At 48.1% G+C, this 25,923-nt stretch carries 22 protein-coding genes, 1 tRNA gene and 3 pseudogenes; 11 read left to right on the forward strand and 15 right to left on the reverse strand.

Annotation, left to right across the window (positions count from 1 at the left end):
• Positions 1–73: 73 nt before the first annotated feature.
• Positions 74–1,000 carry a bifunctional riboflavin kinase/FAD synthetase gene (ribF, locus tag KCG55_RS00640; protein ID WP_070461603.1) on the reverse strand — a complete coding sequence of 309 codons (927 nt, stop codon included), beginning with the start codon at positions 998–1,000 and terminating at the stop codon, positions 74–76.
• A gap of 122 nt (positions 1,001–1,122) precedes the next feature.
• Positions 1,123–1,512 (reverse strand): hypothetical protein, encoded by a 390-nt coding sequence (locus KCG55_RS00645; protein ID WP_254323087.1) that lies wholly within the window; start codon positions 1,510–1,512, stop codon positions 1,123–1,125.
• Between the two features lie 162 nt (positions 1,513–1,674).
• Here KCG55_RS00645 and KCG55_RS00650 point away from each other — a divergent pair, with 162 nt between their 5' ends.
• The 4 genes from KCG55_RS00650 to dapC all read left to right on the forward strand — a co-directional run bounded on the left by KCG55_RS00650 (position 1,675) and on the right by dapC (position 6,274).
• Positions 1,675–2,550 (forward strand): YoaK family protein, encoded by an 876-nt coding sequence (locus KCG55_RS00650; RefSeq protein WP_049351490.1) that lies wholly within the window; start codon positions 1,675–1,677, stop codon positions 2,548–2,550.
• 218 nt (positions 2,551–2,768) lie between these two features.
• The gene (locus KCG55_RS00655) at positions 2,769–3,449 is read left to right on the forward strand and encodes an OmpA family protein (protein ID WP_049328625.1); all 681 of its coding nucleotides are present in this window, start codon (positions 2,769–2,771) and stop codon (positions 3,447–3,449) included.
• 340 nt (positions 3,450–3,789) lie between these two features.
• Positions 3,790–4,962 (forward strand): NAD(P)H-dependent flavin oxidoreductase, encoded by a 1,173-nt coding sequence (locus KCG55_RS00660; RefSeq protein WP_137040981.1) that lies wholly within the window; start codon positions 3,790–3,792, stop codon positions 4,960–4,962.
• 121 nt (positions 4,963–5,083) lie between these two features.
• On the forward strand, positions 5,084–6,274 hold the full coding sequence (gene dapC / locus KCG55_RS00665) for a succinyldiaminopimelate transaminase (RefSeq protein ID WP_254323088.1): 1,191 nt from the start codon (positions 5,084–5,086) through the stop codon (positions 6,272–6,274).
• A gap of 47 nt (positions 6,275–6,321) precedes the next feature.
• Here dapC and KCG55_RS00670 read toward each other — a convergent pair whose 3' ends face one another.
• The 7 genes and pseudogenes from KCG55_RS00670 to KCG55_RS00700 form a co-directional block, all read right to left on the reverse strand.
• Positions 6,322–6,492 (reverse strand): rubredoxin, encoded by a 171-nt coding sequence (locus KCG55_RS00670; protein ID WP_254323089.1) that lies wholly within the window; start codon positions 6,490–6,492, stop codon positions 6,322–6,324.
• A gap of 84 nt (positions 6,493–6,576) precedes the next feature.
• Positions 6,577–7,668, reverse strand: coding sequence for an acyl-CoA dehydrogenase family protein (locus KCG55_RS00675; RefSeq protein WP_254323090.1), 1,092 nt, complete (start codon positions 7,666–7,668; stop codon positions 6,577–6,579).
• Positions 7,669–7,792: 124 nt separating this feature from the next.
• Entirely contained in the window at positions 7,793–8,341 is a 549-nt protein-coding gene (locus tag KCG55_RS00680) for a carboxymuconolactone decarboxylase family protein (RefSeq protein WP_070590773.1), read from the reverse strand.
• A gap of 149 nt (positions 8,342–8,490) precedes the next feature.
• Positions 8,491–8,913, reverse strand: coding sequence for a YidB family protein (locus KCG55_RS00685; RefSeq protein WP_070608129.1), 423 nt, complete (start codon positions 8,911–8,913; stop codon positions 8,491–8,493).
• Positions 8,914–9,076: 163 nt separating this feature from the next.
• Positions 9,077–9,531: pseudogene (ruvX, locus tag KCG55_RS00690) on the reverse strand (Holliday junction resolvase RuvX).
• Positions 9,524–10,072: a YqgE/AlgH family protein gene (locus tag KCG55_RS00695; protein ID WP_049322876.1), complete on the reverse strand. Its 549-nt coding sequence runs from the start codon at positions 10,070–10,072 to the stop codon at positions 9,524–9,526. The pseudogene ruvX and the gene KCG55_RS00695 overlap by 8 nt, the downstream one beginning before the upstream one ends.
• 27 nt (positions 10,073–10,099) lie before the next feature.
• Positions 10,100–10,644, reverse strand: a pseudogene (locus KCG55_RS00700) (CreA family protein).
• 174 nt (positions 10,645–10,818) lie between these two features.
• Here KCG55_RS00700 and KCG55_RS00705 point away from each other — a divergent pair.
• Both KCG55_RS00705 and KCG55_RS00710 read left to right on the forward strand, forming a co-directional pair.
• Positions 10,819–12,680: pseudogene (locus KCG55_RS00705) on the forward strand (peptidoglycan DD-metalloendopeptidase family protein).
• A gap of 215 nt (positions 12,681–12,895) precedes the next feature.
• Positions 12,896–14,368, forward strand: coding sequence for a S41 family peptidase (locus KCG55_RS00710; RefSeq protein WP_254323091.1), 1,473 nt, complete (start codon positions 12,896–12,898; stop codon positions 14,366–14,368).
• Between the two features lie 69 nt (positions 14,369–14,437).
• Here KCG55_RS00710 and KCG55_RS00715 read toward each other — a convergent pair whose 3' ends face one another.
• From KCG55_RS00715 to KCG55_RS00730, 4 genes are read right to left on the reverse strand one after another with little or no spacing between them, the layout of a single operon-like run.
• Positions 14,438–16,327, reverse strand: coding sequence for a Z1 domain-containing protein (locus tag KCG55_RS00715; RefSeq protein ID WP_254323092.1), 1,890 nt, complete (start codon positions 16,325–16,327; stop codon positions 14,438–14,440).
• On the reverse strand, positions 16,328–17,368 hold the full coding sequence (locus KCG55_RS00720) for a restriction endonuclease PLD domain-containing protein (protein ID WP_188209032.1): 1,041 nt from the start codon (positions 17,366–17,368) through the stop codon (positions 16,328–16,330).
• A complete protein-coding gene (locus tag KCG55_RS00725) occupies positions 17,365–18,489 on the reverse strand; it encodes a DNA cytosine methyltransferase (protein ID WP_188209031.1) in 1,125 nt (374 codons plus the stop codon). Before KCG55_RS00725 ends, KCG55_RS00720 begins: the two co-directional genes overlap by 4 nt.
• Positions 18,479–18,805, reverse strand: a complete 327-nt coding sequence (locus KCG55_RS00730; RefSeq protein WP_254323093.1) for a hypothetical protein — start codon at positions 18,803–18,805, stop codon at positions 18,479–18,481. Before KCG55_RS00730 ends, KCG55_RS00725 begins: the two co-directional genes overlap by 11 nt.
• A gap of 78 nt (positions 18,806–18,883) precedes the next feature.
• Here KCG55_RS00730 and radA point away from each other — a divergent pair, with 78 nt between their 5' ends.
• Both radA and KCG55_RS00740 read left to right on the forward strand, forming a co-directional pair.
• Positions 18,884–20,260 carry a DNA repair protein RadA gene (gene radA / locus KCG55_RS00735; protein WP_254323094.1) on the forward strand — a complete coding sequence of 459 codons (1,377 nt, stop codon included), beginning with the start codon at positions 18,884–18,886 and terminating at the stop codon, positions 20,258–20,260.
• 151 nt (positions 20,261–20,411) lie between these two features.
• Entirely contained in the window at positions 20,412–21,218 is an 807-nt protein-coding gene (locus tag KCG55_RS00740; protein ID WP_003685136.1) for a DUF4198 domain-containing protein, read from the forward strand.
• A gap of 55 nt (positions 21,219–21,273) precedes the next feature.
• On the opposite strand, the gene KCG55_RS00745 is transcribed toward KCG55_RS00740, so the two are convergent.
• Entirely contained in the window at positions 21,274–21,834 is a 561-nt protein-coding gene (locus tag KCG55_RS00745) for a pseudouridine synthase (RefSeq protein WP_254323095.1), read from the reverse strand.
• Between the two features lie 80 nt (positions 21,835–21,914).
• Positions 21,915–22,007: transfer RNA gene (locus KCG55_RS00750), tRNA-Ser, on the reverse strand.
• Positions 22,008–22,205: 198 nt separating this feature from the next.
• Between KCG55_RS00750 and KCG55_RS00755 the strand changes: the two genes are divergently transcribed.
• The 3 genes from KCG55_RS00755 to KCG55_RS00765 all read left to right on the forward strand — a co-directional run bounded on the left by KCG55_RS00755 (position 22,206) and on the right by KCG55_RS00765 (position 25,801).
• Positions 22,206–22,718 carry a hypothetical protein gene (locus KCG55_RS00755; RefSeq protein WP_254323096.1) on the forward strand — a complete coding sequence of 171 codons (513 nt, stop codon included), beginning with the start codon at positions 22,206–22,208 and terminating at the stop codon, positions 22,716–22,718.
• A gap of 52 nt (positions 22,719–22,770) precedes the next feature.
• Positions 22,771–23,388, forward strand: a complete 618-nt coding sequence (locus KCG55_RS00760; RefSeq protein ID WP_254323097.1) for a 4'-phosphopantetheinyl transferase family protein — start codon at positions 22,771–22,773, stop codon at positions 23,386–23,388.
• A gap of 94 nt (positions 23,389–23,482) precedes the next feature.
• The gene (locus KCG55_RS00765; RefSeq protein ID WP_254323098.1) at positions 23,483–25,801 is read left to right on the forward strand and encodes an MMPL family transporter; all 2,319 of its coding nucleotides are present in this window, start codon (positions 23,483–23,485) and stop codon (positions 25,799–25,801) included.
• Positions 25,802–25,923: the final 122 nt, after the last annotated feature.

Below are 25,923 nucleotides of genomic sequence, written 5' to 3' on the forward strand. Positions count from 1 at the left end.
AGGCCGTCTGAAAAAATTCAAAGGACTTATTGTAGCCCAATTGTCTTGATTTTATAAGCTTCTAGAAGCGTTTCTATGCTTCCCAAACCCTCGCATCTTCCATATCTTGCAAAATTTGGGTTTTCAATGCTTCGATACTCTCAAATTTTTTCTCGTCACGCAGTTTGTGCAGGAAGCGGACGAAGATACGTTGGCCGTACAAATCACCGTTGAAATCGAACAGATGGACTTCCAGCTTCTGCGAACGGTTGTTGCTGACAGTGGGGTTAAAACCAAAGCTGGCAACGCCTCGGCGCGTACCGAATGTGCCGTCTGCTTCAACGACAAATACGCCGCTTAGCGCATAATGATACGGAGGAAGCTGTACATTGGCGGTAGGCGCGTTGATGGTGCGGCCGAGTTTTTGTCCGTGCTTGACCTTACCGCTCAACACATAATCATGGCCCAACAGTCTTTTGGCGTATTCCAACTTGCCGTCTGAAAGGGCTTGGCGGACGGCGGTACTGCTGGTGCGGATGTCTTCAACGATAACGGACGGCGTGCGCTCGGTTTGCATATCGGGCTGTTGTGCCAAGAGTTCAAAACAACCTTCACGGCCGGCACCGAAACGGAAATCGTCGCCAATCAGCAGATACCGCGTATTGAGCGTTTGGCGCAAAAGCTGGTCGATAAACGCTTGTGCGCTCATATCGGAGAAAGCTTGGTTAAAACGCAAGACCCAAACGGCATCCACACAGCCGGTTTCACGCAAAAGGCGCAATTTGGTACGCAGCGGGCTGATGCGGTAAGGCAGCTTTTTCCCGGCTTTGCGCGCAAAAAATTCTTTGGGCTGAGGCTCAAAAACAACAACGACAACAGGCAGACCGCGCTGGTCTGCCTCTCGTTTGAGTTTTTGTAGAATATGTTTGTGCCCGAGGTGTACGCCGTCGAAGTTGCCGATGGTTACGGCGGCTCCTTGCGGAAATTTGGGCGCGTGTCGCTGTCCAAGCCAGATGTTCATGGGTGGTGGTATTGTGTTTGAATAGGCGGCTATTGTAAACGTTATTGCCGTTTCAATAAACCTTAGGCCGTCTGAAACCAATAAATATATGCTTTCAGACGGCCTTAAAGTTTGTTAATACCTTACCACCACCAAGGATAACGGCCAAACGGATAGCCCCAATCGTCGTAATAGCGATAGTAGCGGGCTTCGCGCAGCTGTTCTTGGGAAATATAGTTTTGCCATGCCATTTTGTAGCAGGCTTGGAACATCGGATCGGAAACTTTGTCGATATATTTGAGACGGAAGGCTTTTTGTTCCGCAGTTGCGGCACCGGGTTTGCCTTCTTCGTCAAATTTGCGGCGGATCAGCGCGGCAGTTTCCTGATCGCATTGGGCGGCAAGATTGACTTGAAGGTCCTGCTCATAGCGTTTCTGCGCTTGGGCGCGTGCGACTTTTTGCTCAGGCGTGGTGGCACAGGCGGCAAGTAATGCGGCAGCACCAATCAATAAGGTCAGGCGGATAGGATTCATCGGATGTTTCCTTATACTCATGCATGGCTATTAATGTACGCCCTCATCTTGCAATGGGCAAGTGTGGCAACTTGGGAACACTTTATATTATTTATTCTTGGTAGCAGGCAGTTGCATATAAAATACACCCCGTAATAAATGCTCGACCCTATCCTCAAATCAATGAACGACGACAAACGGCCCCACTCTTACCGACCGCGCCACCATAGGCAACACACGCCGCCGTTTTGGCAGGCGGACCGTCCGTACCTGCACGAACACAATATTTCCGATGCCCGTTTCAGACGGCTGGGTTACATCATGGCCTTTCTTGCCGGTGCGATTAATGCCGGCGGTTACTTCGCATTCTCACGTTATACCTCCCACGTTACCGGCTCAATGTCGCTGTTGGCAGATGTTTTGTATCTTCAAGAGTGGAGTGTGGCCATTATTGCCACAATCAGCGTGTTGTGTTTTGTTGCCGGAGCCGCGCATTCGGGCTGGGTGATTTTGTGGACGCAGCAAATGCGTTTCCGTGGCAGCTTTGGATTTTCCATGTGGCTGGAAGCGGTTTATCTGTTGATCTTCGGCTTGTTCGGCATTACCGCGATGGAATGGGATTTTGGCGGCCCGGATTTCATCATGCCGTCTTTAGCATTGTTTTTATTATGCTTTATCATGGGCATGCACAATACCGTCATTACACTTTTGTCCGGCTCTGCCATCCGCTCCACCCACATGACCGGCACGGCAACCGATTTGGGCATTGAAATTTCACGCGCACTTTATTATTCCAAGCAACATCATCCGCGCCTGCCGCACGTCCGCGTCAACAAACCGAAAATGTGGCTTTTAAGCGGCCTAATGCTGTCGTTTTTACTGGGCGGCATCGTTGGCGTATGGGGTTATCATTTGGTCGGCCATCATTTCGCCCTGCCCGTTTCCGCCGTTTTATTCATACTGGGCGCAGGCTCGGTGGGATACGATGTCAAAGTCAGATTGAAATGGGCATTTGTCAGCTGGTATCGCCGCAAAAAGAAAAAACGGAAGAAATCGTAAAGAAACCTTCTTTTTATCTGTCGGCAAAACGGCCAAACGGGCAGAAAAATGCAGAAATGTTTCAGTATTATGTTAACTGGCAAATATTTGCGTAATATCGGGTTAAACCCATTCTTTTGCGTTTCGGATATTCGGTATCATTAATTCGTAATGACCCACGCGGTTTTTATTCATTTTTTTCAGACGGCCTGAGCCGTCATCTAAAAAGAGGATACGACATGAAATTCTTGAAACCCCTGACCGTTATTGCTACTGCCATTCCTTTGGCACTCACCGGCTGTGTGACCGATCCTGCTACCGGTCAACAATCCGCCAGCAAAACCGCTATGTACGGCTTGGGCGGTGCGGCTGTTTGCGGCATCGTTGGTGCGCTGACCCACGGTGGTAAAGGCGCGCGCAACTCCGCATTGGCTTGTGGTGCAGTAGGTGCCGGTATCGGCGGTTACATGGACTACCAAGAGAAAAAACTGCGTCAAAGCCTGGCCAACACCAACATCGAAGTTGAACGTCAAGGCAACCAAATCAAACTGGTTATGCCTGAAAACGTAACCTTCGCTACCGGCAGCGCTGCCCTGAGTGGCCATGCTCAAAGCGCCTTGTCTGCCGCCGCGCAAACTTTGGTTCAATATCCTGACACGACTTTGACCATCAACGGTCACACCGACAACACCGGTAACGACGCCATCAACGAGCCATTGTCTCGCAACCGCGCCGAATCTGTTGCCACCTTCCTGCAATCCCGTGGTGTAAGCAGCACCCGTTTGAGCACTTTCGGTTACGGCTCCCGTCAACCCATCGCCTCCAACGCTACTGTTGAAGGCCGTGCACAAAACCGCCGCGTTGAAATCTTGATCAACCCTGACCAACGCGCCATTGACGCCGCTAAAAAACAAATGTAATACGATATCTGTCTGATTCCCATACTTAAGGCCGTCTGAAATTTCAGACGGCCTTTTTCTTTATAGATTTTGTTTGCAATTTCTCCTTCTTAATCCAATCCACCATAAAATTTATTCCTTTATTAACAAGACTTTTCAATTTTTCCTTCAAAAAAACTGTATTAATACTCTAATTTTTACACTAACTTAGAGTATAATTTCTAAAATTTTAAAAACACGCCTCATGCCGTCTGAAAAACGGCGGCGAAAAACACACTTATTTATATACACATCAGTCCGTTATCCAATCTATTTCATAGGATTTCAGACGGCATCATCCAGAATCTATGAAGGAGCATCCATGCAAAACAACTTTGACCCATTGATTATCCGTGGCAAATCACTGATTCCCGTCGTACAAGGCGGTATGGGTGTAGGCGTTTCCGCATCAAAACTCTCCAGCGCGGTTGCGCGCGAAAACGGCGTAGGTACCATCGCCAGCGTCGATTTGCGCCACTTGCACGAAGATTTGCTGGCCGAATCAAAAATCGATTCCAGTGAAGAAAAATACACCCGCCTCAACTGTATCGCGCTTGACCGTGAAATCAAAAAAGCCAAAGCCGATTCAGAAGGCAAAGGCATGATTGCCGTCAACGTCATGAAAGCCGTCAAAGACCATGCCGCCTACGTCCGTCAGGCCTGCGAATCCGGTGCAGACGCGATTGTGATGGGCGCAGGTTTGCCTTTAGATCTGCCGGAAATGGCCGAGGGCTACCACAAAGATGTCGCCCTTTTCCCTATTTTGTCCGAATCACGCGGTATCAACATCGTTTTGAAACGTTGGATGAAAAAAGGCATCTTGCCCGATGCCATCGTTATCGAACATCCTGCCCACGCAGCCGGCCATTTGGGCGCGGCGACCGTTGACGGCGTGAACGATGCCAAATTCGAGTTCAAACGCGTTATTGAAGAAACGTTTGAAGTATTCAAAAACTTGGGCTTGGAAAGCGAAAAAATCCCGTTGATACTCGCAGGCGGCATGGCAAACTTTGAAAAAGTCAAAACAGCCTTGAAAAACTGGGGTGCGTCCGCCGTCCAAATCGGTACCGCGTTTGCCGTGACCGAAGAAGGCGATGCCCACATCAACTTCAAAAAAACGCTGACCGGTGCGGAAACCGAACAAGTGGTTGAATTCATGTCTGTTGCCGGTTTGCCTGCTCGCGGTGTGCGCACCAAATTCCTCGACAGCTACATCAAACGCGAAGCCAAATTGCAAGCCAATGCCAAAAATGATCCGCGCCGTTGCACCCAAGGCCTGAACTGCCTGACCAGCTGCGGTTTGCGCGACGGTTTGGCCAAAGCCGGTCAATTCTGTATCGACATCCAACTTTCCGCCGCATTCCGCGGCGAAGTCGATAAAGGCCTGTTTTTCCGCGGCAAAGACCCGCTGCCGTTTGGCAACGCCATCCGTACGGTTCAAGAAACCATTCATTATCTCTTGAACGGTTCCCTGCCCGCCGTCCCTGCCAAATAAACGCATCAACACTCAAAAGGCCGTCTGAAAACATTTAAACCCTGTTTTCAGACGGCCTTTTTGTCCCAATCCATCTAAAAAATGCTAAGATTATTGCCTGAATTTATCCGGCTGAAACATCATGAACCCATTATTGAACCATCTCAAACCCTATCCTTTCACCCGCCTGCGTGAAGCCATGCAAGGCATTGATGCACCCGAAGGCGTAACGCCCATTCATCTGCAAATCGGCGAGCCGAAACACCCGATGCCCAAAGTCATCACCGATGCGCTGACCGCTTCCCTGCACGAACTGGAAAAATATCCGCTGACCGCAGGCCTGCCCGAACTGCGCCAAGCCTGCGCCGAATGGGTTGCCCGCCGTTATGATGGTTTGAGCCTCAATCCCGACAATGAAATCCTGCCCGTATTAGGCAGCCGGGAAGCTTTGTTCTCTTTTATCCAAACCGTTTTAAATCCGGCTTCAGACGTCCCCAAACCGGTCGTTATCAGCCCTAATCCTTTCTATCAAATTTACGAAGGCGCGACTATTTTGGGCGGCGGCGAAATCCATTTTGCCAACTGTCCTGCGCCCAGCTTCAACCCCGATTGGAGCAGCCTGTCCGAAGACGTATGGCAGCGCACCAAAGTCCTGATCGTCTGCTCGCCCAATAACCCGAGCGGCAGCGTCCTGCAATTAGAAGACTGGAAAGAAATTTTTGATTTGCAAGACAAATACGGCTTTGTTATTGCCTCTGACGAATGCTATTCCGAAATCTATTTTGACGGCAACAAACCGATCGGCGGCCTGCAGGCTGCGGCGCAATTAGGACGCGGCACGCGCAACATTATTATGTTTACCAGCCTGTCCAAACGCTCCAATGTCCCCGGTTTGCGTTCCGGCTTTGTCGCAGGCGATGCCGAGTTGCTCAAAAACTTCCTGCTCTACCGCACCTACCACGGCAGCGCGATGAGCATTCCCGTCCAACGCGCCAGCATTACCGCTTGGAACGATGAAGAACACGTCATTGACAACCGCCGTCTCTACCAAGAAAAATTCGACCGCGTCATCCCTATTTTGCAACAGGCATTCGATGTCAAACTGCCTGACGCGTCGTTCTACATTTGGCTGAAAGTTCCCGATGGCGACGACTTGGCATTTACGCGCAACCTGTGGCAGAAAGCCGCTATCCAAGTGTTGCCCGGCCGCTTCCTCGCCCGCGATACCGAACAAGGCAATCCAGGCGAAGGCTACGTCCGCATCGCTTTGGTTGCCGATGTGGAAAGCTGCGTTAAAGCAGCTGAAACCATGGTTGCTTTATACCGCCGATAAAACAAAGGCCGTCTGAAATTTCAGACGGCCTTTTTAAATCAACCAAGTTATATCACGAAATCCAACAGATAAAAATCTTCTTTGCCTACGCCGCACTCAGGGCATTTCCAGTCGTCGGGAATATCCTTAAACTTGGTTCCGGCAGGCAGGCCGTGCTCGGGGTCGCCGAGGTCTTCGTCGTAAATCCAGCCGCAAGGGCCGCACATATATTGAGCCATTTTGTGTTCCTTCTATTTTAAAAGGCCGTCTGAAACCGTGTTTTCAGACGGCCTTTCGTGTGTTTTATTGTTGATATTTTGAATTTATTGCGCTGCTTCCAAAGCGGCGATTTCTTTACGCAGGTGTTTGATGGCCGGTGTTACGATGGCGACGAACATGGCCTCGCGGACGCGGCGTTGCGCCGGACTGCGCATCAGATAACCTTTCGCGCCTGCATGCAATGCGGCAGATTGAGTGGCGTTCAGAGCCAACACGGCAGCTGCTTCACGCAGTTTTAAGGTTGCCAGCGTATCAGGTTTGTTGTTCCACGCATCATCGGCAAGGCGTTCGGTTTCCGCCCATGCGCCGTCCAACGCGGCTTTCAAATCATCGTAGCTGTGGTCGAGGTAAGCGTTCACTTCCGCATTCACCACGTTGGCCATACGGATAATGCCGAGCGCACCGTCAATCACACCGGCGCCGATACCTATTTGCAGCAAGATGAAACCGGCTTTAATGGTCGGAATATAAGACTGGAACTGCTCAGGCGCAGCAATCACATCTTCATCGGGAATAAACACGTCTTTAAAATTCAGGCTGTAAGTGCGCGTGCCTTCCAAACCGCAGAACTCAGGGCAATCTTGCAGGGTCACGCCTTCCCATTGGCCGCCGGTGATAAACATCACATAGCTGTCGCCGACTTGGGCGGTATTCGCCCAAATATGGTCTTCGCCGATATTGGATACCCAAGGCAAAGCGCCGTTGACTTTGTAGCCGCCTTCGACGCGCTCGGCTTGCAGGTTGTGTTTTTCAATGCCGGCAAGGTGTTTGACGGTATTGGACATACCCGTACCGGCCAAGACTTTGCCCTGCAGAATATCGGCCAAATATTTGTCTTTAACCGCTTGGTTGGGGGATTGATGCAGATACCACGCGCAAGCTGCCTGACACCATGCGCTGAACGAAGTCGCACCGCATTCTTTACCGATTTCGCGCAATACGGCGATTTGCGTTGCCAAACCCAAACCGTTACCGCCTTCTTCAACCGTACCGGTCGCGGCAAAACCGCCGATTTTGCCCAATTCCAGCATAAATTCTTTCGGATACAGGCCTTTGCGGTCGATGTCGTCCACCAATGGTTTCAGCTTGCTTTTAACGAGTGCGGCAACATTGTTCAATAAAGCTTCGCGTGTCATGATTTTTCCTCTGAATAAGGTTTGAAGCGTAGATGGTTCTACTCATGAATTATTCTTGGCAACAAGGATATCCCTTGCTTTTTACTAAAAGGCCGTCTGAATTTTCAGACGGCCTTTGATGAAATTAGGCAAATGCCTGCAATTCAGGGTTGATTTCAGTTTTGGCAAGGTTGTTGACGTAGTTGCACAAGGTTGCCAAAGCAACGCCCATGACGACTTCAACGGCTTGCTGTTGGTTGTAGCCTGCATCGAAGAAAGCTTTCAGCTCGTCGTCGGATACCGCGCCTTTTTTCGCCATAACAGCTTGGGTGAATGTCGCCAAAGCACCCAGTTTGGCATCGTCAAACTCGCCTGCAGCCAATGCGCGTGCGGCTTTGATGGATTGTTCGGACAGCAGTTTTTTCAGGGTAGCCAGTTTGGTGTGGCCGGCAACGCAGAAACCGCATTCGTTGGTACGGGCGGCGATGATTTGGACAACTTCAACTTCGCCGTCAGTCAGGCTGTTGGCCGCATTCAGCTTGCCAACTTCTTGATAAAACGCCAAAGCTTCAGGCGCATTGGCCAAAACGCCGATCAGGTTAGGAATAAAGCCGTTGTTTTTCAATACGGCTTCAACGCGTGGTTTAGCAGCTTCAGGAGCGGTTTCAACTGTGTGTATGGTCAAGCGGGACATGTGTATAACCTTCTTATTTGGTGAAATGAAGTGTCCATCATAAGCCATCCGCCTCCATCAGAAAAAGACTTATTGGTTATTTACCGCGAACCAAAAGTTATAAGGCCGTCTGAACGGATTCAGACGGCCTTATCAAATGATTCAACTCATTATTTCATAAAGTTTTTCAGCAACATAGAAGCGATGTCGTCCAAGCCGAAACCATCCGCATCTTGAGCCGTGCCGTTAGGCGTGGCTTTATCGACCAAGTCAGGCAATACTTTTGCCAACAAATCGCCTGCTTGACCGGCATCTACGCCAAATTTTTGCGCGATTTGGTTTACCGTATCGCTGCCCAACGCATTTTGCAGATCGCTGCCGGACACAGGCAGATTGCTGGATTGGTTGGAAACCCAGCTGCTCAGGGTATCGCCCAAACCGCCTTGTTGCAGTTGGTTGATCAGGTTGCCCACGCCGCCTTGTTGTTTCACCAAATCCATCGCCATATCGGTCAGAGAACCTTGTGCGCCGTTTTCGCTGTTGCCACCCAACATTTGAGTAGCCGCATTCAAAAGATTGTCCATGAGTGCCATGACTTTTTCCTTGTATTTGTGTCTAAAAAAAGAAAACGGAGTGTAGCAAAATTTGAACTGAAAAAATCAGGCTTAACCAAACTAAACTTCTTTTATCCCAAAGCCGTAACAAAACAAAGGCCGTCTGAAACCCAGTTTCAGACGGCCTTTATAATGAATAAAGCTATTCTTCGCGGCCATTGAAATACTCGGCCGCACCACCTTCAAAAAACCCTTGCAAAATTGCCTGCGCCGCTACTTGGTCAAGTACGGATTTTTGTTTTCGACCAAATACTTGGGCTTCTGCAAGCAAGCTTTCCGCGTATAGGGAAGACATCCTTTCGTCCACCCAATAAACCAGCAAGTTAAAACGTCCGTGCAAACGGCGGCCAAACTTGCGGCTCAAACGGGTCAACTCATGCTCCGTGCCGTCGGTATGCGTCGGCAGGCCGACCACAAGATACTTGGGTTGCCATTCTTTGACCAGCTTGGCAATGGCCTCAAATTTTTCATCATTGCTGTTACCGGTTACCGTTGCCAGCGGATGGGTCATGCCCAACTCGATATCCCCTGCGCCACGCCGATACGCGCCTCGCCGAAGTCAAAGGCCAAAACCGTGCCTTTTGGTGCATCAGGCATGGCCGACTCCTGAAACCAAGGCATTCGGATTGACGCCCAATTTTTCAAAAGCAGCGGCATAACGGAGTTCGTAAGGCACATCAAACAGAATATGCTCGTCCGCAGGGACGGTCAGCCAAACATTTTCTGCCAGCTCGCGCTCCAACTGCCCTTTGCCCCATTTCGAATAACCAATGCTGATCAAAGCCTTATCAACCGCACCTTCTTTAGACAAGTTTTCAATCACATCGCGCGAAGAAGTCAGCGCGACGTTATCGGTTACCACCATGCTGTTTTGCCAGCGGCCGATCGGCGTATGCACGACATAGCCACGCTCAATCTGAACCGGCCCGCCCATCATCACGTTTTCATGTTGCAGGCGCAACGGGATATTGCGGTCGGCGGCGGCAAAAATCATGTCCATGGTAATCGGCGAAGGCTTGTTGATGATGATGCCCAGCGCACCTTCTTCATCGTGTTCGCACACATAAATGACCGTATCCGTAAAAAACGGATCGTCCATATGAGGCATGGCAATCAGGAAATGGTTGGCTAAATTCATATTCTTTTAATCTATAAGCTGATTTTATTATTTTTGTCCGTCGGCAACCGGCGCGTCCACCACGCACGCACCGTAAACCGCGCCGCCTGCCGGTACCGGCGTATCGGTTTTCGCATGGGCAAAACACGATACCGCGCTCAAAGAGTTTTTCGGCGAGCCTTGAACGATTTTATCGCTGTACACCAAATAAGCGAAAGACTTACGTTTCGGGTCGTAATAGCGGATAATCTGCTGGCTCTTAAATGCTATGCTGGCGCTGCGTTTGAACACTTGTCGCGGTTTCAAAACTGCAGACTCGTTATAACGGATGATTTCCGCACTTTGCACGCAGGAAACCGATGCGTCGCTGGCATCTTCTTCCAGATTGACCGTTTCTTTCAAACCGCCTTTTTTCGCGTACGAAATATAACAGGCAACCCCTGCACATCGGGATCGTCAAAACCTTCCACTTCAATACGGTCGTTTTTACCCAGCATATGAAACACCGTACTGGCGCGTCCGATTTTATCGGTATTGTCACCGCAAGCCGCCAAAACCATGGCGCCCAACACTACTAATAAATATTTTTTCATAATATCCTGTCGATGCAGACTGTCAGTTTCCAGGCAGACTTAAATCCCGTCCGCCTACTCTATCGTTACTATATAAGACCGTTCGTCCATATTGCAACCCGATATTATTTTCAGACGGCCTGACAGACAGTATAATCCGTCCTATTGTTCCTACTTTGATAGCAAGATCGAACCATGCGTTACAAACCCCTCATTCTCGCCCTGTTGCTCAGTTTCTCCCTGCCAACCTATGCTGCCAAAGACGCGCCGAAAGAAAAAGCGGCCGCCGTCAAAAAAGCTGCGCCCGTAAAAAAAGAGAAAGAAGCCGCTAAGGCAGATGTAAAAAAAGAAACCTCAAAAAAACAAGCGGTAAAAAATAAAGAGGAAGACAAAAAAGCGGTTAAAGCCAAAGCTTCCAAAGAGAAGGAACCCTCCGACAAAAACGAACGCGCTTCAGCCAAAAGCAAAACGGCTAAAGCCGCCGAAGCAGCTGCCGACAATAAAAAGGTCAACCGCAAAGCCGAAGAGCCTAAAGAAACGGCAAAAGACAAAAAAGCCGCAGCCGCAAAATCCGGTAAAGCCAAAGAACCCGTAAAAAAAGCAGACAAGAAGGAAACTAAAGAGCCTGCTAAAAAAGCGGCCGAGGATAAAAAAGACGGCAAAAAAACCAAAGAGCCCGTAAAAAAAGCAGTCGAAGACAAAAAGGCCGACGCTAAAGAAGCCAAAGAGACTGCGAACAAAGCTGTTGAAGACAAAAAAGACGCTAAAAAAGACACAAAAGCCAAAGAGCAAAACAAAAAAGCCGAGCCTAAAGTTGAGCCTAAAGCCGCTTCTTCAGCCGACAACGATTTCAAAGCAGCCGTAACTGCCGCCGCCAACGATATGGAAACCAAAAAATCCTTTGCTAAACGCAACGAGGGTTTCATTATCCATGTCAATGCCACGCTCAAACAGCTGCAACAAACACGCAACAACCTCTCCGGCATCAACCGCAAACAACGCGACGCATGGGAAAAATTCCAAAAACTCAATGCCGATGCCAACCAGTTGAAAGCCGAAGTTTCCAACACACGCGCCCAAATTTCGCGTTTTGTTTCCGGCAACTATAAAAACAGCCAGCCCAACGCGGTTGCCCTCTTCCTAAAAAACGCCGATGCCGGTCAAAAAACCCGCTTCCTGCGTTACACGCGTTATATCAACAACGCCAACGACCAAGTTATGAGAGACTTGGAAAAACAACAGAAAGAGCTGGCAGCGCAAGAGCAAAAAATCAACAATGAATTGGCTTACCTGAAAAAACTGCAAGCCAATATCCAAGCTTCATTGCGCCAACAAGGCGTAACCAATACCGCCGAACAAGCCGAAAGCCGCCGTCAAAACGCGCAAATGGCCAAAGAAGCGCAAAAGAAAATCAACCACAGAGAAAACGAGCAGCGCCTCAACAATCTCTTGAAAGATTTGGAAAAACGCAAAGCCGAGCAACGCAAAGCCGAAGCCGAAGCGCGTAAAAAAGCCGCCGAAGCCCGTTTGGCCGCCGCTGAAAAAGCCCGCAAAGAGCAGGCTGCCGCCCAACAAAAAGCCGAAGCCGAACGCGCCGCCATGTCCACACTGACTGACGAAGACATGAAACTGCAAGCCCCAACACCCAAGGCTTTACCGTCAGCAACGCCAACAGCTTCAGCCGTATGCAAGGCCGTCTGAAAAAACCGGTTAACGGCACATTGGCAGGCCTGTTTGGTCAAGACCGCGGCGATGGCGAAGTTTGGAAAGGCGTGTTCTACAATACTGTTCCTGCTCCGGTCAGCAGTATTGCCTCAGGCACGGTTACTTTTGCCGGCGAACTTGAAGGCTACGGCAAAGTAGTCGTTCTCGACCACGGCGACGGCTATGTCAGCATTTACTCCGGTCTGAACGAAATCGACACCGCCCAAAACTACGCCGTCAATGCCGGCAGCAAGATTGGCACCAGCGGCACTTTGCCGTCGGGCGAAACCGGCCTTTACCTTGAAGTCCGCTACAACGGACAAGTCATGAATCCGCTTTCCTGGATTAACTGATGTTTCAGACGGCCTGAGTGAATTTTCCCCTTCAGGCCGTCTGAATTTTCATCATAAACTACAATAAAACACGATTTTCACGCCTGTTCAGCACATTAAACAACAAACTTTTACCTTAAACTTATTGTTCCAAGCGTTTAAATCACATAAAGTCAACGGGTTCAGAGAAAACAAAAATCACTTTGCTTACCGTACACAAAAAGAAAGTCAAACGAATGTCAACAAAATCCACTTTGAAAAAAGTTGCAATCTACACTCTCGGCGCGTTTAGCGGCATCGCCCTCAGTCTGAGTGTACAAAGTTTTGCCGCCGAAAAAGACAAAAAAGACAACGAGGCCCTGCCCGTGCAAACCATCCGCACCATGGCAGAAGTGTACGGCCAAATCAAAGCCAACTATTACCAAGACAAACCCGATGCCGAGCTCTTTGAAGGCGCAATGAAAGGCATGGTGTCCGATCTCGATCCGCATTCCGAGTATATGGACAAAAAAGGCTATGCCGAAATGAAAGAGTCCACCAGCGGCGAATTCGGCGGCTTGGGCATGGAAATCGGACAAGAAGACGGCTTTGTCAAAGTCGTTGCCCCGATTGAAGACACTCCGGCAGAACGCGCCGGCGTGAAAAGCGGCGACTTTATCGTCAAAATCGACAATACCTCTACGCGTGGTCTGACCGTCAGCGAAGCCGTCAAAAAAATGCGCGGCAAACCGGGTACCAAAATCACCCTGACGCTTTCACGCAAAAATGCCGACAAACCCATCGTCGTCAACCTGACCCGCGCCATCATCAAAGTCAAAAGTGTGCGCCATCACCTGCTTGAAAAAGACTACGGCTACATCCGCGTCTCCCAATTCCAAGAGCGCACCGTTGCCGCGCTAAACGAAGCCGCACAAGCCCTTGTCAAAGAAAACAAAGGCCCGCTCAAAGGCATCATCCTCGACTTGCGCGACGACCCGGGCGGCCTGCTCAACGGCGCAGTCGGCGTATCCGCAGCCTTCCTGCAGCCTGACGTAACCGTTGTCAGCACCAAAGGCCGCAACAAAAAAGAAGGCATGGTACTCAAAGCAACTGCCGAAGACTACATCACCACCAGCGGCAAAGACCCGTTGGCCGGATTGCCTGCCGAGCTGAAAACCATTCCTATGACCGTCCTGATTAACGCAGGCTCGGCCTCAGCTTCCGAAATCGTTGCCGGCGCATTGCAAGACCACAAACGCGCCGTCGTCGTCGGCACACAAAGTTTCGGCAAGGGCTCCGTGCAAACCCTGATTCCGCTTTCCGGCGGCAGCGCAGTCAAACTGACCACCGCCCTTTACTACACGCCAAACGACCGCTCGATTCAGGCGCAAGGCATTGTTCCTGACGTTGAAGTCAAAGACAAAGACCGCGCCTTTGAAAGCCGCGAAGCCGATTTGGTCGGCCATATCGGCAATCCGTTGGGCGGCCAAGACGTCAACAGCAGCACTGAAACGCCTGCCAACGCCGAAACCAAAGCCGATAAAGACAAGTCTAAAAAAGACAAAGACGAAGACATCTCCAGCCGCCGCATTCCAAATCCGGCCAAAGACGATCAGCTCCGCAAAGCCTTGGAATTGGTGAAAAATCCAGCCGAATGGCAAAAATCTTTAGGTTTGGCAGCGAAAAAACCTGCACCGAAAAAAGATGCTGATAAAGACAGCAAAAAATAAATCTGTTATTTCTCAATAAAAAAGGTCGTCTGAAAACGATATGATTGTTTTCAGACGACTTTTTTTATGTTATTTCACCCCCCAATACACCAGTCCCTTATATGGCAACTTAATATTAGGCAACCAAAAATTTTCGCCCTGCCAACCTTTATCTTTATTTCCTACTACTTGATAAAGTGTAAGGAATAAATCATTGGGATATTTTTCTCCTAATTTACGGTCGTCTTCCGAAAGCATTGTGCCAGTTGCACGAGAAAGTTTACGTCCGGTTTTGATCAAAACATAGGTTTTAAAACTAGGACGTTGTGCCTTTAATGCTTCTACACCAGCAATAAATTTTTCCTTATTCCAGTCATCTGGAACATAATGACCCAATTTATCTAGAACCAAGAATAAATCCTCTATATCTATTTGATATAAATCAGATTCAATTTTATCTTTCAAAATAGAAGGCAAAATTTTGTTAATCTCCGACAAATTATCCTCGTTTGGGTGAAGTGGAAAATAATTCACACCACCCACAATTTGATTGATACTATCGAATTTCAATACATTTTTTCGAGTCGGATTGATATTTTTCGGATAAATAACCTGAATATTGCCGTCTGAATTTTTTGCCTGCTCAATAATCAGATTATTTGCTTGATTGAGTTGTACAAAGAAGTAATAAACATCAAACGGAATATAAAGCCGTAATAATGATTTATCACGGTCATATCCAAAAATACGCGAATGTTGCCAGAAAGTATCTGCATTCGGTTTTTTGGCAGTGCGACTATAATAAACCGTTTGTAGTTTCGGAATAGTTAAGCCTCGTCCAATCACATTCCCACCAATAATAATATTAAAGCCTCTTTCCAAATCAAAATCTGATTCTGTCTGCGAGTTGACGACGAGAGTATAAATTTGCTTATTTTCTAAAAGTTCTGTTAGTTTTTCATAAATTTCCTCAAAATGATGAATATCAGGCTTAGTCTTTTGCAAATCCAAATAATCTTCTTTAAAGCTGTCTGCAAAATTCTCCCCACTATTAATCGTTTGTACCAAATCATTCAAAAAGGCTTGGATTTTTTGAGAAAAGGCTTGATGATCTTGGATTTTATAACTTGGATGTAAAGCAAAATTACAATTGGTTTTACCGCATAAAGCAAACTCTGCACAAGTAAGCAGAAAACTATGCAATGCCTGTTTTACTCCTTCGGTAATTTCACCACTAGCATCTTTCATATCGTCCAATTCACTGTCAATAAAGCGAACGATATAGCTTGGAGGATCAGAGAAGACAAAGTTACCACCGATGTATTTTTCACCAGCTTCAAAGAAATGGATAAATTCAGGTTGCCAATCAGATTCTTCATGTTGCAATAAAAGCGATTGAGGTGTGGCGGTCAACTGAATAAATAGGCTTTGACAACAGGAATTCTTAATGTCATTTAGCAGTTTATTGATAGTACTGGCATCTTTATCCGGCTTATCAGTATTAGTATTTAGACTGGCCGCATCGGCTTCATCATCCACAATAACCAAAGGATAGCCTTTCAGACTACTTTGGCTGGCAAACAAATTACGCCAACGTTTCAATACACGGGCATTCTTTTTAATCACGACCAAGATGGGATTATTTGCCTTCATTACCTGCATAAAACTTCGGTCATCATTTTCAGACAATACAATAAAATTTTTCAGATTAGCTTCGGCACGCTTGACTGTTTGTTCCTGTAAATCTACGCTGTCAGTAGTAAGATACAAAAAAACTTTGTGGTCACCATCATCAGCCAGCGCACTTAATATACCCAAAACCTGTGCCGTTTTGCCACTTTGAACATTGCCTAGCAATAAAACGTTTTGAGCGATTTTCGGCTCGGTTTGTGATAATTTCTCCATAAAACCATTAACAGTATTTTCAACAGAATCAGCTAATTCGGGAGGGGTTAATTGATTCAAGTAGGTTTGCAACATTTAGTTTTTCCCCTTAAATGAGAGTAGCCAAACATCAGGATTGTCGGTTGAACGAAACTCAAAATGATCGTTACCGTATTTATGCAGAGTCTCTTCTGTGACAGGTTCCCCCGTTCTTAAACAATCAGCCGCCTCTAAACGTCCTTTAACCCATTTACCAAATATGGTTTGATCACCTTTTGAACTGAAATTTTTACCATTTTGTCCTGTGGTATTACATTCAAATTTCCAGCCATCATCCGTGATGACGGTAAACTCTTTTTGTTTTGGGTATCCTTCTGTACCTAAAAATTTTGTTGATACAATCAACTCTGCTTCATACCATGGCCTAGGTAAATAAAATCCACGTTTATTTTTACGGCCTTTGGCAAAAAATCGGTTTAAACTGCTTTCTGGGAAGGTTTTAACTGGTAAATCAAAGTGATAAGTCGATATTTGTGAAAAAAGCTGCTCAAGCATAGAATCATTCACTTTTTCGACTCCCAGACAATTCTCTAAATGAACATTATGTTCTTTAAAATCAGTTGGTTTTGCTACTTGACTAATAGTCACACCCAATTGCTGGATAACCTGATCTATATTTTTATGTAATTTAGATGCCGTCTGAACATCATTCAAATGAACCATCGTTTCATAGGTGCGCTCAGTATTATCCCAAAAGCAAGTAAGATTAGCAGAACCAATCAATCCATGAGTTTCATTCTGATTCTTAAACGAATACATTTTTCCATGAAATTTCACACGTGGAGAAACATATACTGCCCCACGTTGCTTATCTTGCAAAAAATAATTTAATTCACAAAGACTGTTGTATTGAGGACGACTAAACCCTTCTAAATAATGCATACCAACTAATAATTTTATTTTCTGGTTATGTTCGCTATCTTCTAAAATTTTATGTAACTCTTTGACTGCATCATTAGAAACATAGCCTGTTGCCATTAAAATTTCATTGGCAGACATAAATAAATCCATCCAAACTTTATTTAATGGCTTATCTGTAATTCGTGCATTAGCAATATTAGAAAAAACAGTATTCATCGTTTTCCCCCTCGAATTTTGCTTAGTCGGTCATGAAATAAAACGTCCTTCTCTGCTTTCAACTTCTTATGCAAATCTACTTTTTTATAGTTACCTGAAAAAATTGGTAAGAGGGTTCTTGCCAATTCAACCACGCCTTGAGGTGGTACCGCATTGCCAATTTGACGACGAACTTCTGTCGTTGAGCCAACAAACTCAAAGTCATCAGGAAAGCTTTGTAATCTTGCACGTTCACGATTGGTAAAGGCTCGGGGTTCAGGAAAATGATAGCCCCAAGTACCACCGCCACCCGCAGCAATAATCGTTGTAGAAGGTCTATTACGGTGCATTCGGCGATAAACAAGGCTTAACATACTTTTTACATATAAAGGATGTTCTTTAGGAATATCACTATAGTTTCCTCCCTCTGGGATTAGTTCTAAACGTTTACGGGTTTGCTCACTAATTTTCAACAATTCATTATTACTGGCATTCTTGGGAATATTAGATATCGCTTGACCAGCAGTTACATATGGTTTTAATCCATTTTCGCCAGTTTCATTGTGTGTCGGTTCTGGATGATGAAAATCAAATCCTGTATCCAAACGTACACCAACAATCAACACACGCTCACGAAATTGAGGTACACCAAATTCTGCAAAGTTATATAGCTTTGCCTGAACGTAATAACCGCAATTCTCAAAGTCAGTAATAATTTGCTGAATGGCTTTTTTCTTGTTGGCAGTCAACAAACCTTTTACGTTCTCAGCAACAAAGACTTTTGGTTTTTTTACATTTACAAAACGTAAAAAGCTTTTATAAAGATTGCCACGCTCACCCTCTAGGCCCGGCTGTTTCCAAATCATAGAAAAATCTTGGCAAGGGAATCCGCCTAAAATGATGTCGCAATCGGGAATAGTTGGATCGTTAGGATCTATTTGTTCAATATCGCCTTCTACGATGACATCGCCAATATTTTTACGGAAACTTTCGCAAGCCCAATGGGAAAAATCGTTCGCCCAAACAGTTTCGTAACCAGCTTGGTGAAAACCTAAATCTAAACCTCCACATCCTGAAAATAGAGATAGAATTCTGGGTTTCTTGTCAGATGAATTAAACTTTGAGATTTTTTTAGATGACATAGGATTTCACTCCTATGTATAGATTTGATAAAAACCCTTGAAGGGATTTTAATAGAGAACTAGGCAAGGCAAGGCAAGGCAAGGCAAGGCAAGGCAAGGCAAGGCAAGGCAAGGCAAGGCAAGGCAAGGCAAGGCAAGGCAAGGCAAGGCAAGGCAAGGCAAGGCAAGGCAAGGCAAGCTTACCATCGTTTTTTTGAAATAAAATCATTTTTCTAAAACTTCCATGTAAATTTTTCCTATTATGCCGCAAAAAAACAGCAAATGCCGCTGCATTAAACCAGTTATGAATACTTGAAATTATAAATAAAGTATTCATAATCCCAAGGTCGTCTGAAAACGATATCAGTTTTCAGACGACCTTTTCACACATCAAATATTCCACAGGGAAAACATCATGGCAAAAGCCCCCAAAACCATCTACCAATGTTCCGAATGCGGCGGCACTTCTCCGAAATGGCAGGGTAAATGCCCGCATTGCGGCGAGTGGAACACGCTTCAGGAAAGCCTTGCCGCGCCCGAACCGAAAAACGCCCGCTTCCAATCTTGGGCGGTGGATACCTCGACCGTCCAATCCCTCTCCGCCGTGACCGCCACCGAAGTGCCGCGCAATCCGACGGGCATGGGCGAACTCGACCGCGTATTGGGCGGCGGTTTGGTCGATGGTGCGGTCATCCTGCTTGGTGGCGACCCCGGCATCGGCAAATCCACGCTGCTGTTGCAAACCATCGCCAAAATGGCGCAAAGCCGCAAAGTGCTGTACGTTTCCGGCGAGGAATCCGCCCAACAAGTTGCCCTACGCGCGCAACGTTTGGAACTGCCCACCGAAGGCGTGAACCTGCTTGCCGAAATCCGTATGGAAGCGATTCAAGCGGCGTTGAAACAGCATCAGCCCGAAGTCGTCGTCATCGACTCCATCCAAACCATGTATTCCGACCAAATCACTTCCGCCCCCGGCTCCGTGTCGCAGGTGCGTGAATGTGCCGCCCAACTGACGCGCATGGCGAAACAAATGGGCATCGCCATGATACTGGTCGGACACGTGACCAAAGACGGCGCGATTGCCGGCCCGCGCGTATTGGAGCATATGGTCGATACCGTGCTGTATTTCGAGGGCGACCAGCATTCCAACTACCGTATGATACGCGCCATCAAAAATCGCTTTGGCGCAGCAAACGAATTGGGCGTGTTTGCCATGACCGAAAACGGTTTGAAAGGCGTATCCAACCCGTCTGCCATCTTCCTCGCCAGCTACCGCGACGACACGCCCGGCTCGTGCGTTTTGGTCACACAAGAAGGCAGCCGCCCGCTTTTGGTCGAAATTCAGGCATTGGTCGATGACGCACACGGCTTTACCCCCAAACGCCTTACCGTCGGTCTCGAACAAAACCGCCTCGCCATGCTGCTCGCCGTCCTCAACCGCCACGGCGGCATCGCCTGCTTCGACCAAGACGTGTTCCTCAACGCCGTCGGCGGCGTCAAAATCGGCGAACCTGCCGCCGACCTCGCCGTCATCCTCGCCATGCTCTCCAGCTTCCGCAACCGACCCATGCCTGAAAAAACCGTGGTTTTCGGCGAAATTGGCTTAAGCGGCGAAGTCCGCCCTGTTGCACGCGGACAAGAGCGGCTTAAAGAAGCGGAAAAACTCGGCTTCAAACGCGCCATCGTTCCAAAAGCCAATATGCCGCGCAATGCCAAAGAGTTTCCAAACCTGAAAATCTACGGCGTCAGCAGTTTGCAGGAAGCGATTGACGTTTGTCGTGACGGGGACTAAACCGTTTCGATAATCCGCCTCAAAAAACAATCATCTAAAAGGCCGTCTGAAAACTTTCAGACGGCCTCTCTTTAAATTTAAATAATTTTGTTATATTATAACGAACTATTTTATTCTATCTTTTCTACACACCGAAAATTGGAGAGAAATCATGAAAAAAACCGCTTTGCTTATCGCATCCGCCTTCCTGTTCAGCACTGCCGCACACGCCCATCGCGTTTGGGTTGAAACCGCACACACACATGGCGGCGAATACCTTGAAGCCGAATTGGGCTATGGCGAATTCCCGGAGCTTGAGCCCATCGCCAAAGACCGCCTGCACATTTTCAGCAAACCCATGCAACTGGTGACTGAAAAAGGCAAAGAAAACATGATTCAAAAAGGTACATACAATTACCAATACCGCAGCAAATTGCCCGTTAAAGACGGCAGCTACTTGGTAACCGCCGAATACCAACCGACCTTCTGGTCAAAAAACAGCGCGGGCTGGAAGCAGGCAAGCATCAAAGAAATGCCTGATGCAAGCTATTGCGAGCAAACCCGTATGTTCGGTAAAAACATCGTCAATGTCGGCCATGAAAGCGCAGATACCGCCATCATCACCAAGCAAGTCGGCCAACATTTAGAAATCGTACCTTTGGACAACCCTGCCAACGTCCACGTCGGCGAACGCTTCAAAGTCCGCGTCCTCTTCAATGGCGAGCCGCTGCCCAACGCCACTGTTACCGCTACATTTGACGGCTTCGACACCAGTGACCGCAGCAAAACCCATAAAACCGAAGCCCAAGCCTTCTCCGATACCACCGATGACAAAGGCGAAGTCAGCATCATTCCATTGCGACAAGGTTTCTGGAAAGCCAGCGTAGAACATAAAGCTGATTTCCCTGATCAAAGCGTGTGCCAAAAACAGGCGAACTACACTACTTTGACCTTCCAAATCGGTCATTCACATCATTGATTTTTCCATAACAAAAGGCCGTCTGAATATTTCAGACGGCCTTTATTCATCCTATTTAAGGACGATGCGGCGCAAACTGCCATTGTCCCAATTCCAAATTCAAATCAAATAGGTTCAGACGGCCTATTGCCACGCGGACCAAACGCAAACACGGAAAGCCTGCTTTCGCCGTCATCCTTCGTACTTGGCGATTTTTCCCTTCCGAAATTTTGATTTCCACCCAAAAATCAGGCACCGACTTGCGCATGCGAATTGGCGGCACGCGCGGCCATAAAACATCCGCTTCGCCTTCTTCCAATACCCTGACCTCGGCCGGACGGGTCACAAAATCGCCCAAATCTACGCCACGGCGCAATAAATCCAATTTGGCTTCATCAGGAGAACCCTCCACCTGCGCCCAATAAGTTTTGACCTGCTTAAATTTCGGGTCGGCAATCTGCGCCTGCAAACGGCCATTATTGGTCAACAGCAGCAAACCCTCGCTGTCCGTATCCAAACGGCCGGCCGGATAAAATCCCGGTTTCTCGACAAAATCCTTCAGGCACTGATGTTTTTCATGTGCAGAAAACTGACAAATCACACCATAAGGCTTGTTTAGAATAATCAAATCGTTCATTTCACACTTTCAGACGGCCTTAGATTCCAAGAAATTCCGGATAATAAAAAAGACACCGTATAAACGGTGTCTTTCATATTTGGCGGAGTAAGAGGGATTCGAACCCTCGATGCAGGTTGACCCCACATGCTTCCTTAGCAGGGAAGTGCCTTCAGCCTCTCAGCCATTACTCCTAAGGAAGACCGCAATATACGCTTTCTCCCCTCCTTCGTCAAGCATTACCGCCTCAAACTTTCTTAACGCCATGAAATCATTTAAATAAAAATATAATATTTTTGCATCATCCTATTTTTATACTTCTTTCATATATGTTAAAATGATTCTGTTTTCTGTAAACCTTTTTTCACACCCCTTATTACAAAGGAGTTCGTATGTTACGTTTTTCTGCTTTAGTTGCCGTATCCGCCCTGATGCTTGCCGCTTGCTCACAATCCGGCAATTCCCAACCATCTACTTCCTCCTCTCAAACTTCTACTCAAAAAACAACTGCCGCTGATTCTGCCTGCCGCAGCATGGGTGAAGGCCATAAAGTCAATGGCAAAGGTCAAAACGATATTTATATGTGTAAAGTCGATGTGGCTTTGAACTCTGCCGAAGCTAAATCGGCTTTAGATCCTAGCATCCGCGTTCACTACGGCAGCACATCCGGTGCGACTTTGACTTCCCGTCAAATCTCCAACTCAGTCGGCAAAACCCCTGATGAAACCTGCCAACGCGCATTCCTGAGCGCAGTTAAACGCTTCCAAAGCACTGCACTTCGTAAAAAAGCCAAATCCGTTCATCTGGTTAGCTACTTTGACAAAGTAACCAAAGGCGGTAACGAGTACGAATGCCACATCGCTACATTCAACAGCCGTGTGGTTTTGAAAGGCAGCTTCCACTAAGCAATGTCAAAAATGCCGGACTTCAACATGAAGTTTGGCATTTTTCTATTTTATGGATACAACACCCCTTCAATGCCTGCTGGCCAATCCGTCTTTTGCCGCCTGCTACGACCATGCGTCTCTAAACGCGGTCGATTCACAACGTTTGGCTGCCACGCCGCAACTGGAGCAGCGTCAAGACTGGCAAGTCAGCCGCGCATTAAAACAGCAAACCGATTTACCGACTGTATCGCTGAGCCACAGCCAAGGCTTTGCCGCTTTATTGTGTGTGCCTCATCCCTTAACAGCCGGTGTCGATATCGAATTTATCCGCCCGCGCGATTTCAAAGCGCTGTCGGCTTTGGTCTGCACGCAGGATGAACAAAACTATTTGGAAACGGCAAACTGGCCGTCTGAAACGTTTTACCGATTGTGGTGTTTCAAGGAAGCATTGATTAAAGCGGCGAATTTGGGTTTTCCGTCGGATATGAAATCGGTCGGCTATGTTTTCGATTCAGGGCAACCCGTCGGTTTACGCGCTGGAAAGCAAATCGATTGGCACGGCACAAGCGCGATTTTGGCGGATACGATGGCACTTGCCTGCGTTTGGAAGGAAAAAGCCGTCGCCCTGCAATGGCAGTTTTTCGGTTCGCTCAAGCCCAATGATTTAACCGACCGGCAAACTATCTAACAACTGACAAAATAATAATAATCTGATTTAATTTACTGCACTTTATACTTATTCCACACACCAACAGCAGCATTTGCAAAAGGCCGTCTGAACGATGAATCTTCGCCTCCTAAACCGCCTCTATACTGCCCTTATCCTGTTTCTTACCCTGTTTTTGGTTTATGCCTTTGCTTCACAAGCGCGCATCCAAACCGATTTGACCGCGTTGTTGCCAAGCGAGCAGCAACCCGATGCCTTACTGACGGCTGCAGATAAAGCAGCAGAAGCGCAGCTTAATTCGCAAGTCATTTTGCTTGCCGGTAGTACCGATGCCGAAACCGCTTTTCAGACGGCCTCACAAATTGACGACGCATGGCGCAAAAGCGGCGTATTTGAACAAGTCGACAGCAGCATGACGCCGAATTTGGACAAAGTACGGGCGGATATGCAGAAGCTGAGCTTGGCGGTTTTGCCGCAAGACGAAATACGCCTGCTGTTTGAGCAGCCGCAAGCCTATTTTCAAGCGCGTGCAGAAGCCGCGGCCAATCCGTTTGCCGCGCCCTCCCCTTTGTCTTTAGAACAAGACTGGCTGGGCTTCGGACGCTTTGTTGCCGACAAAGCCAATCCGCAAAGCCGTTTGCAGTGGGACATGGACAACGGTATGCTGTTTGCCGAAGATAAAGGCAAAACTTGGGTATTCTTGCGCGGACGGCTCGCCGGTGGTGATCAATTTTCCGGCAACGATGCCCTCTTACCGCTGATGGCACAAAGCCGTCAAATCGCTTCGGAAAACGGCGCAGAAACCTTAAGCGCAGGTGGCGCATTGTTTGCCGCCGTATCCAAAGCAGCTGCAGAAAAAGAAAGTCGGCTGATGAGTATGGTCGGGCTTGGGCTGACCTTTGCGCTGCTGTTGTGGGTCTTCCGCAGCGGCCGCGTGTTTTTGCTGTCCTTGCCGCTGGCAGCCGGTATGTTGACCGGATTGGCGGTTGCGTTATTAACCTTCGGTGAAGTGCATATCCTGACCATCGTCATCGGCACCAGCCTGGTGGGTATGTTGGTGGATTTCCCGTTGCACTGGCTGGCTCCGTCGGTATTCGGGCCGTCTGAAAAGACCGTTTGGCAGGCTGAATCGGCAATGAAACATGTCTTGCCGAGTTTTGCCGTCAGCCTGACAATTACCGTCTTGGGCTACGCGCTGCTGTGGTTTACCCCTTTGCCTGTATTGCGCCAAACCGCGGTATTTTCAGGCTTCGCTTTATTTGGCGCGTTTGGTGCCACCGTTTTATGGCTGCCGCCGCTGTTTCGCCGCTACCGTGCTAAAACCGTGCCTTTTGCCGCATTAACCGAAAAGCTCTATTCCTTGTCAGGCCGTCTGAAAAACCGCCTGCACAAACGCGGCTGGTTAATCGTAGGCGGAATTTTGCTGACAGTCGGACTGTGGCGCAGCGACTGGCGTGATGACATCCGTCAATGGGTTAATATGCCGACCGCGATGTTGACCGAAGTACAACAAATCGGCCAGTTGAGCGGCACGGATTTTGGCGGCAAATATTTGGTAGCCGAAGCACAAAGCGAAGATGCCCTGTTGAAGAAAACCGCCGAACTTGGCCGCGCCCTGCAGCCCTTAATCGCGCAAGGCAAACTTTCCGGCATCCAATCGCCCGACCAATTCATCCTGCCGACAACGGAACAGCAAAAACTGCAAAACCGCCTGCGCGAATTGACCAAATTGCCTGATAGCTGGAAACCGCTCACAGAAATCGGTATTCCGCGCAAAACCATGCGTGATGCCCTGCTGCAAGCTGCTGATACGCAACCATTGTCGCTTTCAGACGGCCTGAATACCGATTTGGCAGAAGCTTGGCGTTCCTTGTATTTGGGCGAAGTGGAACCAGGCCGTTTTGCTGCCGTCGTGCGTTTGAACGGCATGGCCGATGAAGCCGCCGTACGCGCCGCAGTGCAACACGTCTCCGGCATACATTGGGCAGACAAACGCGCCCACTTAAACGAGCTTTTCCATCACACGCGCAATCAGGCCGCATGGTTGAAACTGGCTTCCTATGCCTTGGCATGGCTGCTCTTGTGGAAAATGTTTGGTTTCAAACGCGGCAGCAAAATCCTTGCCGTGCCACTGGCCGCCGCCATCTGCACCGTTGCCGTACTCGGTTTGGCCGGTATTCCCGTCAGCCTGTTTGCCATGTTCGGCCTGCTTTTAGTGTCCGCCATCGGCGTGGACTATGCCGTCTATGCCGCCACCGCACACCACAGCGCGCCGGCAAAATTAGGCGGTATGCTGCTTGCCGCCGCAACAACAGCCATTTCCTTTGCCCTGCTCGCCATCAGCAGCACGCCCGCCGTTGCCGCGTTCGGCATGACGGTTACCATCGGCGTGGCATTCAATATTTGGCTGGCAGGCACATTGTTGAAAAATTAGACAAAAAATAAAGACGATTAAATTAAGGCGATATTTTGTTTCAACTTCTATCGTCACGTTGTAAGAGGCCGTCTGAAAAACTTCAGATGCTGGTTTAAACATTATTTATCATTAAAATCAAA

It is taken from the genome of Neisseria subflava (assembly GCF_024205745.1).
In the GTDB taxonomy this organism is placed as follows: Bacteria; Pseudomonadota; Gammaproteobacteria; order Burkholderiales; family Neisseriaceae; genus Neisseria; species Neisseria flavescens_B.